Source organism: Promicromonospora sp. NPDC060204, assembly GCF_042728455.1.
Taxonomy (GTDB): domain Bacteria; phylum Actinomycetota; class Actinomycetes; order Actinomycetales; family Cellulomonadaceae; genus Promicromonospora.
This window is the reverse complement of the sequence record NZ_JBHWZO010000022.1, coordinates 26,032-38,736: the sequence shown is the minus strand read 5'-3', so window position 1 is coordinate 38,736 and position 12,705 is coordinate 26,032. Positions and strand designations below refer to the sequence as shown.

Here is a 12,705-nt window from a genome sequence, read left to right as displayed (position 1 = left end):
GGTCCACAGGTGGACGGCCACGTCGTCAGGTCACGCCGCGGTGCCGCCGAGCGCCTGCGGCGTGCGCCGCACGCGCGCCCGCATGACCAGGCCGGGGATCCCGGCGCCCAGGAGGAGCGGGAACACGGCGACGATCGCGAACCAGAGGAAGATCGCGAGGTAGCCGTACGCGGCGGCCCCGCCGCTGGAGCTGTTGTCCGCCACGACGAGCAGCACGATGCTGGCCACGACCGCGACCACCACGAAGGCCAGCAGGATCACCGCGATCCAGAGCAGGGCGGTGGCCCACTTCCGGTAGGCGGGGCTGATCGGCTGCGGCGCGAGCGGCTGCTGGGCCGGGTACGGGGCTTGCGGCTGGTCCGACATGGGCCACACTCTCCCACGTCAGCGGCGCAGCGCACGGCGCGCCAGGCCGTTCCCGAGCCACTGCACAGCCTGGACGATCACCACGATGATCACCACCACGACGGCGGTCACCGCCCAGTCGTACTGCCGGTAGCCCTGGACGATCGCGAAGTCACCCAGGCCGCCCGCACCCAGGTAGCCGCCGATCGCGGACATGTCGAGCACACCCACGAACAGGAAGGTGTAGCCGAGGACCAGGGGCGCGAGCGCCTCGGGCACCAGCACGGTGCGCACGATCCGGAAGGGCGACGCCCCCATGGCCCGTGCCGCCTCGACCACACCGGGGTCGATCGAGACGAGGTTCTGCTCCACGAGCCGCGCGAAGACGAACGTCGCCATGATCGACATCGCGAACGTGAACGCCTCGATGCCGATCGTCTTGCCGACGACGGCGCGGGTCAGCGGACCGAGCGCCACGAGGAAGATGATGAACGGGATGGGCCGCACGATGTTCACCGCGAGGTTCAGCACGGCGAAGACGAACCGGTGCTGCAGCAGGTTGCCCGGCCGCGTCAGGTACAGCCCGAGCCCGAGCGCCAGGCCGAAGAACCCGCCCACCGCGAGGGTGATCAGCACCATGTAGGCCGTCTGGCCGGCGGCCTCCCAGAGCAGCGGCGTCAGCCGCTCCCAGTCCGCGCTCATGCGTCCGCCCTCCCGTGATCGTCCACCCAGGTCACGGCGCGCAGCGCCGCGACGGCGGCCTCCACGGAGCCGCCGTCGCCGACGAGCTCCACCGTCAGCGACCCGTACGGCCGCTCCGCGACCTCCGTGATGCCGCCGTACACGACCGTGCCGTCCACGCCGTGCTCGCGCAGGGTGCGCGTGAGCACGGCCGACGACCCGGCCACCTCGTCCACACCCACGGTCACGATGTGCCCGGTGTGCCGCGTCCGCAGGCGCGCCAGCACCTCGGGCGACGGCCGGTCGCGCAGCGCGGTGGCGACGAACCGCCGCGTGGTGTCGTGCCGGGGCGAGCTGAAGACCTGATAGGCCTCCCCCACCTCGACGACCCGCCCCCGCTCCATCACCGCGACGCGGTGGCAGATCGAGCGCACGACGTCCATCTCGTGCGTGATGACGACCACGGTGATCCCGAGCTCACGGTTGACGCGCTGGAGCAGGTCCAGCACGTCGCGCGTGGTCTCGGGGTCCAGGGCCGACGTCGCCTCGTCCGCGAGCAGGATGCGCGGGTTCGTGGCGAGCGCGCGGGCGATCCCGACGCGCTGCTTCTGCCCGCCCGACAGCGTGGACGGGTAGACGCCCGCCTTGTCCGCCAGGCCGACGAACTCCAGCAGCTCGGCGACCCGCGCGTCGCGCTTCGCGCGCGACCAGCCGGCGACCTCCAGCGGGTAGCCGACGTTCCCCGAGACGGTCCGGGAGGTCAGCAGGTTGAACTGCTGGAACACCATCCCGATCCCGGCCCGGACCGGCCGCAGGCGCGCCTCGCTCAGCGAGCCGAGCGAGAGGCCGTCGACCACCACGTCGCCGCCGGTGGTGCGTTCGAGCGCGTTGATCAGCCGGACCAGGGTGGACTTGCCCGCACCCGACTGCCCGATGACGCCGAAGATCTCGCCCGTACGGATGTCGAGCGTGACGTCGTCGACGGCGCGCACCTCGACGCCCTTACCCCGGCCCGGGAACACCTTGCTGGCGCCCTCGAACCGGATGATGCTGCTGGTCGCCGCAGGCATCAGGAGGCGTCCTCCTGGATGCCGGCCAGGATCTCCTGCAGCTCGGCGGCCGAGTTGTCCTTGATGACGCCAGTGCCGCCCGAGGCCTCGATCACGCCCTTCTCGACCTCCGGGGAGTGGTAGATCTCGACGAGCTGCTGGAACACCTCGTTGTCCGCGTCGTCACCGCGGGCCACCCACACGTTGATGTACGGCTCGGCGGCCGAGGCGTCCGGGTCGTCGGAGAAGATGGCGTCGTCGGAGGTCAGGTCGGCGTCGCCCACGAAGTCGTTGTTGATGATCGAGGCGTCGACGTCCTGCAGCGCGAGCGCCGTCTGGGCCGCGTCGACCGGGGTCACGGTGACCTTCGACTCGTCCTCCAGCACGTCGGCCGGCGTCGAGAACGCGCTGCCGCCGTCGCGCAGGGCGACCAGGCCGGCCTCCTGCAGCACGAGCAGCGCACGGGCCTGGTTCGTGTCGTCGTTCGGGATGGCGATCTCGCCGCCCTCGGGGATCTCCTCCACGCTGTCGTGCTTGAGCGAGTAGAGGCCCAGCGGGTAGACGGCGGTCGCCGCGATCGGCGTGAGGTCCGACCCGGTGGCGGTGTTGTAGTTGGCGAGGAACTGCAGGTGCTGGAACTGGTTCAGGTCCAGGTCGCCGTCGGTCAGCCCCTGGTTGGGGAGCTGGTAGTCGCTGAAGTTCACCAGCTCGACGCTGATGCCCTCCTCCTCGGCCAGGTCGGTGAACGTGTTCCAGTAGTCGTCGCCGGAGTTGACGACGCCGATGCGCACCGGGTCGTCGGCCGAGCCGGTGGCGGGCGCGGCCTCTTCGGCGTTGCCGCAGGCGCTCAGCGCCAGGACGGCGGTGACGGCGAGGCCGGCGGTCAGTACGGAGGTGAAACGAGACATGGGTGGTCCTCTCGGGCGCACGGGCGCGGGTATGCCTGTGCTCAGGATGCGGGGGGCCTGCGTCGGGCGCAGGCCGAGGGTGTGAGACGACGGCGGGCCACGGCCATCAGCAACGTGGCGAGCTCGGGACGATGCGGGGCGGTCCGGGAGGGACCGCGGGAACGTGCGGCGCTGTCAGCGCTCGAGCATTCGCCCGCCACGCACGCGGCCGCGACACATGGCGTCGCGACAGGTGCGCGACGTCGTGGCGGAGGTCCAGGTGCGGGTCATACGGACATCGTGCGTCACTGCACGGCGTCGAAGCCAATCCCTGCGGGGAAAATCCCACGATGCGGACCAAAGTCCGTCCACATTGTGGCGGACCCGCGAGATTCCGGGCATGAAAGGACCCCTCGCACACCCACCAGAGCTCACTTACCCTTGCTGCCTTCCGGCCCTGGGGGAGTTCGGCGAGATGGTGCCGCACGAGGGGTCTGCCGCAAGCCTAACCGATCCGGCGGCCCGGACCGAACCGGGCAGAACCCGCTGTTCGCGACCTCACAGCGCCACTCCCGGATTCCGATTCGTTGTCCGGGCACGGCGTCCGGTATCCTCGTCAGGCCGCGCCAGACTCCGGTCCGTGGTCGCGCGCCCGCCCTGGTGCGGAGCGCGAGGAGGATTCGCCTAGTGGCCTATGGCGCACGCTTGGAAAGCGTGTTGGGTTAACGCCCTCGGGGGTTCGAATCCCCCATCCTCCGCAGTCCGATGACGCGAGACATCACCGATGTCTCGCGTCATCGTTGCCTCAGGGCCCTTCCGCAGCCGGCGCGGACCCTTCCGCGGCCGGCGCCGTGGCGTCGTCGAGGACGGCGAGCACCTCACCGAGGGCCGCCAGCCGGTCCGGGCCGAGGTCGCCGAAAATCCGCCGCAGGATCTCGTCGCCCGCCGCCTCACCCACGGCGAGCGCCCGGGCGCCCTCCTCGGTCGTCGTCACCACCTTGGCGCGCAGATCGGTCGGGTCCGCCGCCCGCCGGACGAGGCCGTCCCGCTCCATGGCCTCGACGGCCTGGGTGATCGAGCGCGCTGCGTACCCGAGCTCCACGGCCAGCCGCGCCTGCCTCATCGGGCCGCTCCGGGCCAGCACCTGCAGGATCTTCGTCTGAGCGAGCGATACCCCGCTCCCGGCCAGGTGCTCGTCCACCGTCCGCCGCAGCCGGGCCGACGTCGTCAGGTAGCGCAGGCCGATCTCCCCCGCGCCGTTGCTGTCGCCCATGCCCGCTCCCTTGATTTCGTGAGGTACCTCAGCATCGTGCATCATTGAGGTACCTCACGATAAGGGAGATCCCTCATGACCACCGCCGTCATCACCGGAGCGACCCACGGGCTCGGCCGGCTCGTCGCGCTCGATCTCGCCCGACAGGGGCTCGACCTGGGGATCGTCGCCCGCAGCGCAGCCCGGGCGGACGCGCTGCGCGCCGAGATCGCGCACGTCGCCCCGGCCGCCGCCGTCGACGTCTTCGTGGCCGACCTGTCCTCCGCGGACGACGTGCGCCGGGTGGGCCGGGCTGTCGGGGCCTGCTACGACCGGATCGACGCCCTCGTCAACAACGCCGGGCTGCACGCGTTCAGCAGGCGTCTCACCGTGGACGGCCTCGACGAGATGACCGCAGTGAACTACGTCGCGCCCTGGCTCCTCACGAACACGCTGCTCGACAAGCTCGTCATGTCTGCTCCGGCCCGCGTGGTCACCGTCGCGTCCGAGGCCGCCCGGCACTCCGGCGGCATCGACCCGGCGCGCGACCTCACCCTCACGGCCCCGTACGGCCGGCGCGCGTCGGCCGCGCGCTACGGACGGACCAAGCTGATGGACATCATGTTCAGCCAGGAGCTGGCACGACGGCTCGCGGGCACGGGCGTCACGGCCAACTGCTGCGACCCCGGGTTCAACACCACCGGGCTCGGGCGCGAGCTCCCGTTCGCCGGGGCCCTGGAGAAGACCCTGCACCGCCTGCGGATCGGCGACCCCGCGCGCGGAGCGGGGATCATCACGCGGCTGGTGACCGACCCGCAGCTCGCGACCCGCACGGGCGGCTACTTGTCCGTGCGGGACGCCCGGCCGCTGGAGTGCCCGGCGCCGGGCCGTGACCCGGCGGTCCAGCGCGAGCTGTGGGAGGCGACCGAACGGCTGCTCGCCTGACCCCGCCGCCGCCGGTCAGGCGCCGCCGGTCAGGCGCCGCCGCCGGTCAGGCGCCGCCGTCCGTCAGGCGGCGTCGGGCACCTGGACCAGCCGCACCGCCGGGCTCGGCGCCAGGCCCACCAGCTCCAGGAGCGACCGGTTGAGCTGGGCGATCGCGTCGCCGAACGCGCTCACCGGGCGGGCCGCCGGGTCGAACGAGAGCATGCACAGGAAGCCGAAGATCTGCCGCCAGCCCACGGTCATCAGGTAGACGACGCCCAGCGGCAGGTCGTCCCCCATCGCGGGGTTGGCCCGCAGGAGCAGCCGCCGGTACACGCCGAGCTGCTCGGCCAGCTCCGGCGGGATGTCGGCGTCGGGCGGGCACGGCGCACCCGTGCGCCGGACCCGGTCGAACAGGGGGACCCAGGCGCCGCCGAGCCGGGAGGCGACACTCTGCCGCACGGCCGCGCGGGCGCCCACGGCCTGCCGGAAGCCCGGCCCCATGAGCAGGTCGAACCCGGCGCGGTGCGTGCCGCACCAGACGACGATCGCGTGCGTGCCCGCCTCGACCTGCGCCGCGAGGTCGTCGGGGTCCTGCTGGGCCACCGCCGCGCCGAGGAACGCCAGCAGGCGGTCCATCGTCGACTCGTACAGGGCCTCCAGCAGGGCCACGCGGTCCAGGCCGGCGCGGCCCAGCTCGGCGTCCGGCACGCCGAGGTCGCGGGCGACGGCGGACGACGTGACGCCGCGGACGCCGTCGGCCTCCAGGAGCCGGCGCGCGGCTGCGAGCGCGTCCCGTCGCAGATCGCGCTCCATCCGACTCCCGTCCCGGGCGAAAACTCCGAAGTGACCGGCGCAGCACTCTATCCGGACAGCCGGCTCCGGGGCGAGGAATTCAGGGCTCGACGAGGCGCACCCGGGGGCTCGGCTCGAGCCCCAGCGACGCCAGGAGCCCCCGCATCATGTCGTCGAACATGGCGTCGAAGTTGCCGAACGCGTAGTCGAGCTGGTCGTAGGCCACCATGCAGAGCAGGCCGTAGACCTGGCGCCAGAACACCATGATCGTGTGGACCACACCCACGGGGAGCTCCTCGGCCACGCCGGGGCTGTCCTGCGTGAGCACGGCCCGGTACGCGTCGAGCTCCGGCGCCAGGCCGGGGGCGACGTCGGCGTCCGCCGGGAAGGGGACGCCCTGCCGCCACAGGGCGGCGAAGCTCGGCACGAACACGGAGCCGAGCCGGTGCACGAAGTGGGGCCGGGCCGCACCGGAGACCCCGACCGCGTGCTGCGCGTCGGCCCCGAGCAGGAGGTCGAACTCGTTCCGGTGGCCCCGGCACCACACGAACAGCGCGTGCGTCGCGGCGTGGAGCCGCGCGGCGTGGTCGTCGTCCGGCTGCCGCGCGACCGCGGCCTCCAGGTAGGCGACGAGCTCGTCCAGCGTGTCGTCGTAGACGGCGGCGAGCAGCCCGGGGCGTCCCTCGAAGTACCGGTACATCCCCGGGCCGGCGATCCCGACCTCCTTGGCGACCGCGACCACCGTCACGCCGTCCACCCCGTGGTCAGCGAGGAGCCGGCGGCCGGCGGCACGCGCGTCACGCAACAGCTCGGCACGTAGTCGCTGCCTGCGCGTCGGGGTGGCGGTCACGGTCCTCCTGCGGTGCTGCTCACGCGCCCGTCGTCCGGCGCGTGAGCTCCCAGTCTTGCACGCGGGACCGCCACCCCGACGGCCGGTCAGGCGCGGCGGCGGGTGACCAGCGCGACGCCGATCCCGACGGCGCCGACGAGGATCCCGGCCGCGCCGAGCCAGCGGCCCACGGGGTCGACGGCGGGCTCGTCGCCGACCGCCGCCGCACCGTCCGCGCCGGACGCCGCGGCGTCCGTGTGGCCGCCGCCGTGCCCGTCGCCCTCGGCGGCGGTGGTCGTGAACAGGGGCGCGGGCGCCTCCGGCTCCTTGCCGTCGTCGCCGGCCAGGTCGTCCCAGTCGACGACGCTGCCGTCGGTGTACGTCTGGTGGGCGGGGAGCACGACCTCGGTGCCCTCGGCGGGCAGCGCCCCGACCCGCACGGCGAACTCCTGGTACTCGTGCGGCGGCACCTCGTGGCCCTTCTGGGCCGTCCAGGTGACGCGCGCGGGGGCCTCGTCGACGGTCGCGCCCTCGACCTCGAACGGCTCGTCGAGCTTCTCGACCTCCACCTCGACGTCCCAGCCGGGCAGGCTGCGCGGCGTGACGCTGAGGAACGGGGTGTCCGTGGGCAGGTCGACGACGAGCTGCTCCGTCGACGCGGTGTCCGACTCGGTCGGCACGCGGAACGTGAGGCTCGCGTAGCTCTCGGCGGCGGTCGTGTCGGGGCTCACACCGACGTGGGCGTAGGCCACGGTCGGCAGCAGCACCAGGACGGCGGTGGCGGGGACGGCCGCGAGGGCGCGGCGGGTGGGCAGGCTGAAGCGAGTCATGTGCTCGGTCCTTCGGTACGGGGTGGGTGGGGGCGTGCGGCTAGGCCGGAGCCCACACCGGCGGTCCCCGCTCCGGCGCCACGTGCACGTCCACCCGGCCCGGCACCGTGCGGAGCACCGCCCGCACGGGGGCGCGGCGCACGGCCGGGAGCCGCAGGGGCTCCACCGTGAGCGGCCGGACCAGCCATGTCGCGAGCAGCCAGACACCACGCTCGACGCCCACCAGCAGGCCGACGGAGACGAGGGTCGCCGCCGCGTGCCACGCGAGCATGCCGGGGGCGATCGCCGCCGGCTCGGCGGCTCCGACGCACGCCCCGTACACCCCGGGGACGGCGCCCGCCAGGTGCGCGTGCGCCCCGGACGCGGCCCCGCCGTCGGGCAGCGCGGACGGCGGGCAGGCGCCGGCGAGGAAGGAGAATGCCTGGTGCGAGGCGTACTGGCCGAGGCCCGCCAGTGCGAGGCCGCCCGGCCAGCGGATCTGCCGCCGCACCGCGACCGCGGCGGCCGCGAGGAGCAGGGCGCCCAGCAGGGCGATCGCCTCGATGGGCGGCACGTGACCGCCCGCCTCGAAGTGCGCGGCCAGGGACAGCGAGAGCACGACCGCCGCCCACAGGAGCGCGCGGCCGAGGCCCACTGCTCCCGAGGACGGCGTCAGCACGGCACAGACCCTACTTGGCGGGCTGGCCCTCGTCGCCGGTCTTGGTCCGCTTGACCTGCTCCACCGGCTCGATCGACTTCGCGGGCACGCAGCCCTCGGCGTTCAGCAGGGGCTGGTCGGACGCCAGCTCGACGTCCTCGACGTCGAGCGGTGCCTCGAACTCCTCGCCGATGAGCAGGTCGATCTTGCGGTCGGTGCGGTCGTCGAGGACGAGCCGGATCTCGGGGAACTGCGCGGCGAGCGTGTACGCCTGCACGATCCCCTTGCGGCCGAACCGGATCTCCGACTCCTGGAGCTGCATCGGCACGTTGCCCTTGGCCACGATGCTGAACCCGCGGTCCGCGAGCACCGACTCGTGCGCGCTGGCCAGGCCGATCTCCTCCGACGCGTTCAGCAGGCGGACCTCGACGTCCGAATAGGCGGTCGGCAGGGCGCCGTCGGGCTGGCCCTTGATCGGAGGCAGGCACGGGACCGGGTAGGTCTCCTGCTCCCCCACGCCGACGGTGGTGAAGGGGCGGTTGAACGGCGAGCTGATCGCGCCGGAGTAGACCGCGAGCGCGAAGATGCCACAGACCGCCAGGAAGGCGATGAGCACACCGAAGACCACGGCCTGGCGCTCGTGCTCTCGGCGCCGGCGCTCCACGCGCGCCTGGTCGTACCCGGGGGATGTCACGCGACGAACCTACCTGAGGTCAGCGGATGGTGAGCACGCGAGCGTGCAGGACTGGACGTTGCTGGAGGGCGGCGCGCACGGCACGGTGCAGGCCGTCCTCCAGGTAGAGCGTGCCCTCGTACTCCACGACGTGGGCGAACAGGTCGCCGTAGAACGTGGAGTCCTCCGCGAGGAGCTGGTCGAGGTCGAGGGTGCGCTTGGTGGTCACCAGCTCGTCGAGCCGCACCTGGCGTGGCGGCACGTCGACCCAGTCACGGGTGCGCGTCCGCCCGTGGTCGGGGTACGGGCGGCCGTCTCCTACGGCCTTGAAGATCATCGGTCCGTCCTCACTGGACTCGGCGGGGGCACGGTCCGGGAGCGGCTGTGCGAACCTGCCTGCTGACACCGGACGGCGTCCTGAACCCTACCGGAACGCGGAACCCGAGAACAGTTGGCCCCCTGCCCGGCGGCGGTCAGACGACCGGCACGTCGCGGCGCCGGAATCCGGCGAACGCGAGCGTGAGCAGGGCGAACGCGATCAGGAGCAGCCAGCCCAGCGGGGCCCAGTCCACGTCGGCCCACGCCACTGCCGGCACGGCCGGGGCGTGCGCGAACGGCGACAGGTCGACGACGGCGTCCGGCAGGTCGAGCAGGCTGCCGAGCAGTGTCACCAGGAAGCTCGCCGCGATGACGGCCCACCCCAGGCCCACCAGCCGCGGGAACCAGCCGAACAGCGCGGACGTGAGTCCGATCACGACCAGCACGGCCGGCACGTGCACCACGGCCGCGCCGAGCCCGTCGCCGAGCGACTCGCCCCACCCGGTGTCGGACGCCAGGGCGTTGCCCGCCCCGAGGGCGAGCCCCGCCACGCCGAGCAGCAGGATCGCCCCGCCGACCGCCCCGGCCAGCCAGGCGCCGAGGTATCCGGACCGGGACGTGCGGGTGGCGAGCACCGCCTCGGTGCGCCCCAGCGCCTCCTCCCCGCGGATGTCCTGGACCACCGTGACGCCGTAGCCGGCACCCGCGTAGGCCGTCCAGGACATGATGAGCGCGGCGAAGCCCGCGGCGATGTCGGAGCCCCGGACGCCCATCGCGGCGATGTAGTCGGCGAACTGCTCGTTCTCGGTCACCAGGTCCCCGGCGGTCGCCATGAGGTACCCGACGAAGAACATGTAGACGCCGATCGAGGCCGCCCAGACCACGAACGAGGAGCGGGTGAGCCGCGCCATGAGCGCCCCGGTCGAGGTGAGCGACGTCGAGTGCGCGGGCCCCCGCCGTTCCGCGATCAAACCCGCGCCCAGGTCGCGGTGCAGGGTCAGCCAGCCGGCGGCCGCCCCGCCCACGACGAACAGCGCGGCGCACAGCAGGAACGGCCCGTAGTCGTTCGCGCCGTAGGGATCGATCTGCTGCGCCCAGCCGACCGGCGAGACCCAGTGGAGCCAGCCGAGCGCGTCCGGGTCGACGTCGGCACCGCCGCGCAGCAGGTAGCCGCCGATGACGACCCACACGCCGAGCGCGTTCGCCGCGCGGGACGACGAGGCGACCTGCGCCGCCACCGCCGCGAGGCCGGCCGCCGCCAGCCCGATCCCGGCGACCTGGGCGCCGAGGGCCACGGCGCCGGCCGACGGCCCCTCGGACCACACCACCGCGGTGGTCAGCGCGCCCGAGACGACCGAGAAGATCACCCCGATGACCAGGCCGGTGACCAGCGGCGCCAGCGAGCCCACCCGGGCGGCCCGCACGAGCTCCAGCCGGCCGAGCTGCTCCTCCTTGCGGGTGTGCCGCACCACCGCCATCGCGGCGAGCACGCCGAAGACGGCGACCATGAAGATGCCGACGCGCCACGAGACCGTCGACGCGATCGACCCCGTGTTCTCGTAGGGCCCGAGCAGCACCAGGAAGGCCGGGTTGGTCACCAGGGTGGCCTGGATCGTGTCGCGCTGCTCCTGGGTCCCGTACAGCTCGGACACCGAGCTCAGGGTGCTGACGAACAGCAGCACGCACACGAGGATCTGCGCAGGCAGGAGCACGCGGTCGCGCCGCAGCGCGAGCCGCAGCAGGTCGCCCGTGCCCGCGAAGGCGCCGCGCAGCGCGAGCGCGGGGCGCTCCAGCACCGGGACGGCCGGCAGCGTCGTCGCGGTCATCGCCGGCCCGCCTTCAGGGAGCCGTCGGCGGCGGGCGCGTCCTCGAGCCGCTCGAGCTCGTCGCCGTACTGCCGCAGGAACAGCTCCTCCAGCGACGGCGGCTCGATGGTCAGGCCGTGCGGCTCCAGGCTCGCCAGGACCTTCGTGACCTGCGGCAGCGCGTCGTCGTCCACGTGGAACGCGATACGGGACGACGGCGCGCCGGACGCCGCCGCGCCCCCGCCGTCGCTCACGACGAGGTCGTGCACGCCCGCGACCGAGTCCAGCGCGGTGACGTCCCCGCTGACCACGGCCGAGACCTTGGACCGCGTGAGGTGGCGCAGCTCGGCGAGCGTGCCGGACTGCACGTCCTTGCCGTTGCGGATGATCGTCACGGTGTCGCACAGCGCCTCGACCTCGCCGAGGATGTGGCTGGAGAGCAGCACCGAGGTGCCCGTGGCCGTCGCCTCACGGATGGAGTCCTGGAACACCGCCTCCATGAGGGGGTCCAGCCCGGAGGTCGGCTCGTCGAGCACCAGCAGCTCCGCGTCGGCGCTCAGCGCCGCGACCAGGGCGACCTTCTGCCGGTTGCCCTTGGAGTAGGTGCCGGCCCGCTTGGTCGGGTCGAGCTCGAAGCGCTGGAGCATGCGCTCCTTGCGCGTCCGGTCGACCTTGACCCCGCGGAGCCGGAGCAGGAGGTCGATCGCCTCGCCGCCCGTGAGCTTGGGCCAGAGCGTGACGTCGCCCGGCACGTAGGCGAGCCGCCCGTGCAGGTCGACGGCCTGGGCGAACGGGTCGCCGCCGAGCAGGCTGGCCCGTCCGGAGTCGGGCCGCAGCAGGCCGAGCAGCACGCGGATGGTGGTGGACTTGCCCGCCCCGTTGGGGCCGAGGAACCCCGCGACCTCTCCCGGGCGGACGGTCAGGTTCAGGCCGTCGAGCGCCTTCACGGCGCCGAAGGACTTGTGCAGGTCGTGGATCTCGATCGCGGGTGTCACGGTCATGAGTTGCTCGCTCCCGGTTCTGGGACGTACTGGAGGTACTCGTCGAGCGTGCGGCGAGAGGTGAGGAACCCTTCGGTGAACAGCTCCATCATGGGCAGGTAGCTGTTCGTGAAGAAGGTGCGGACGATGCCCACCAGGTCGGCGGGGTCCGACGGCGGGCTGAGCGTCACCTCGAGCAGCAGCGCGCCGAGGGACGAGAGCGTGAGGTACCGCGCCCGGGCGGCGTCGTCCCGGCTGGGCACGATCACGCCCGCGGCGACGCCCTCCTGGAGGTAGCCGACGGCGTCGGTGACCATGTGGTCGATGAACTCGCGGGCGAGCGGGCTGCCGTCCTGCATGGACCGCAGGATGTACCCGACCAGGGGCGCGTTCTCGTCCACGGCCGCGAACCGGTGGAAGAAGCTCTGGCCCGCCGCGACGATGGCGACGTTCTCCTGCTTGAGCCGGCGGATCGTGGCCAGCACCTGGGCGTCGCACTCGGCGCGGAGGTTCTCCTTGGAGCCGAAGTGGTGCATCACCAGGCCGGCGCTCACGCCGGCGTCCGCCGCGACCGTCCGCACCGGCGCGCCGAAGCCCTCCACCGCGAACCGGTGGATCGCGGCGTCGCGGATCCGGGCGCGGGCCGTGAGGTCCTCGTCGGCTGGTCCGGGGCGGGCTGAACGCATGTTCAACATGCTAA

Annotated in this window: 15 protein-coding genes, 1 tRNA gene and 1 other RNA gene; 2 read left to right on the top strand and 15 right to left on the bottom strand. The window is 73.1% G+C overall.

Annotated elements, in window-relative coordinates; translation table 11 throughout:
• Positions 1-30: 30 nt before the first annotated feature.
• The 5 genes from ACFWEJ_RS05205 to ffs all read right to left on the bottom strand — a co-directional run bounded on the left by ACFWEJ_RS05205 (position 31) and on the right by ffs (position 3,460).
• The gene (locus tag ACFWEJ_RS05205) at positions 31-366 is read right to left on the bottom strand and encodes a hypothetical protein (RefSeq protein WP_377228143.1); all 336 of its coding nucleotides are present in this window, start codon (positions 364-366) and stop codon (positions 31-33) included.
• Positions 367-384: 18 nt separating this feature from the next.
• Positions 385-1,047, bottom strand: a complete 663-nt coding sequence (locus ACFWEJ_RS05200; RefSeq protein ID WP_377228142.1) for a methionine ABC transporter permease — start codon at positions 1,045-1,047, stop codon at positions 385-387.
• Entirely contained in the window at positions 1,044-2,096 is a 1,053-nt protein-coding gene (locus ACFWEJ_RS05195) for a methionine ABC transporter ATP-binding protein (protein WP_377228141.1), read from the bottom strand. The genes ACFWEJ_RS05200 and ACFWEJ_RS05195 overlap by 4 nt, the downstream gene beginning before the upstream one ends.
• Positions 2,096-2,983, bottom strand: a complete 888-nt coding sequence (locus ACFWEJ_RS05190) for a MetQ/NlpA family ABC transporter substrate-binding protein (protein ID WP_377228140.1) — start codon at positions 2,981-2,983, stop codon at positions 2,096-2,098. The genes ACFWEJ_RS05195 and ACFWEJ_RS05190 overlap by 1 nt, the downstream gene beginning before the upstream one ends.
• A 380-nt stretch (positions 2,984-3,363) precedes the next feature.
• Positions 3,364-3,460, bottom strand: an RNA gene (gene ffs, locus ACFWEJ_RS05185) — signal recognition particle sRNA small type.
• 175 nt (positions 3,461-3,635) lie between these two features.
• Between ffs and ACFWEJ_RS05180 the strand changes: the two genes are divergently transcribed.
• Positions 3,636-3,720: transfer RNA gene (locus tag ACFWEJ_RS05180), tRNA-Ser, on the top strand.
• A 47-nt stretch (positions 3,721-3,767) separates the two neighbouring features.
• Here the strand turns inward: ACFWEJ_RS05180 and ACFWEJ_RS05175 are convergent.
• Complete coding sequence (locus ACFWEJ_RS05175) at positions 3,768-4,235, bottom strand: MarR family winged helix-turn-helix transcriptional regulator (protein ID WP_377228139.1); 468 nt, start codon at positions 4,233-4,235, stop codon at positions 3,768-3,770.
• A 75-nt stretch (positions 4,236-4,310) separates the two neighbouring features.
• Between ACFWEJ_RS05175 and ACFWEJ_RS05170 the strand changes: the two genes are divergently transcribed.
• On the top strand, positions 4,311-5,159 hold the full coding sequence (locus tag ACFWEJ_RS05170) for an SDR family NAD(P)-dependent oxidoreductase (protein ID WP_377228138.1): 849 nt from the start codon (positions 4,311-4,313) through the stop codon (positions 5,157-5,159).
• A 63-nt stretch (positions 5,160-5,222) separates the two neighbouring features.
• On the opposite strand, the gene ACFWEJ_RS05165 is transcribed toward ACFWEJ_RS05170, so the two are convergent.
• The 9 genes from ACFWEJ_RS05165 to ACFWEJ_RS05125 all read right to left on the bottom strand — a co-directional run bounded on the left by ACFWEJ_RS05165 (position 5,223) and on the right by ACFWEJ_RS05125 (position 12,691).
• The gene (locus ACFWEJ_RS05165) at positions 5,223-5,954 is read right to left on the bottom strand and encodes a hypothetical protein (protein WP_377228137.1); all 732 of its coding nucleotides are present in this window, start codon (positions 5,952-5,954) and stop codon (positions 5,223-5,225) included.
• 79 nt (positions 5,955-6,033) lie between these two features.
• Positions 6,034-6,783: a TetR/AcrR family transcriptional regulator gene (locus ACFWEJ_RS05160; RefSeq protein ID WP_377228136.1), complete on the bottom strand. Its 750-nt coding sequence runs from the start codon at positions 6,781-6,783 to the stop codon at positions 6,034-6,036.
• 86 nt (positions 6,784-6,869) lie between these two features.
• Entirely contained in the window at positions 6,870-7,592 is a 723-nt protein-coding gene (locus ACFWEJ_RS05155) for a YcnI family protein (RefSeq protein WP_377228135.1), read from the bottom strand.
• A 40-nt stretch (positions 7,593-7,632) separates the two neighbouring features.
• Positions 7,633-8,250: a hypothetical protein gene (locus ACFWEJ_RS05150; RefSeq protein WP_377228134.1), complete on the bottom strand. Its 618-nt coding sequence runs from the start codon at positions 8,248-8,250 to the stop codon at positions 7,633-7,635.
• A gap of 10 nt (positions 8,251-8,260) precedes the next feature.
• Positions 8,261-8,923 (bottom strand): LytR C-terminal domain-containing protein, encoded by a 663-nt coding sequence (locus ACFWEJ_RS05145; RefSeq protein WP_377228133.1) that lies wholly within the window; start codon positions 8,921-8,923, stop codon positions 8,261-8,263.
• A 19-nt stretch (positions 8,924-8,942) separates the two neighbouring features.
• Positions 8,943-9,239, bottom strand: a complete 297-nt coding sequence (locus ACFWEJ_RS05140; RefSeq protein WP_377228132.1) for a type II toxin-antitoxin system VapB family antitoxin — start codon at positions 9,237-9,239, stop codon at positions 8,943-8,945.
• A gap of 136 nt (positions 9,240-9,375) precedes the next feature.
• Positions 9,376-11,046, bottom strand: a complete 1,671-nt coding sequence (locus tag ACFWEJ_RS05135) for an ABC transporter permease (protein ID WP_377228131.1) — start codon at positions 11,044-11,046, stop codon at positions 9,376-9,378.
• On the bottom strand, positions 11,043-12,026 hold the full coding sequence (locus ACFWEJ_RS05130) for an ATP-binding cassette domain-containing protein (protein ID WP_377228130.1): 984 nt from the start codon (positions 12,024-12,026) through the stop codon (positions 11,043-11,045). Before ACFWEJ_RS05130 ends, ACFWEJ_RS05135 begins: the two co-directional genes overlap by 4 nt.
• Entirely contained in the window at positions 12,023-12,691 is a 669-nt protein-coding gene (locus ACFWEJ_RS05125) for a TetR family transcriptional regulator (RefSeq protein WP_377228129.1), read from the bottom strand. Before ACFWEJ_RS05125 ends, ACFWEJ_RS05130 begins: the two co-directional genes overlap by 4 nt.
• Between the last annotated feature and the right edge of the window lie 14 nt (positions 12,692-12,705).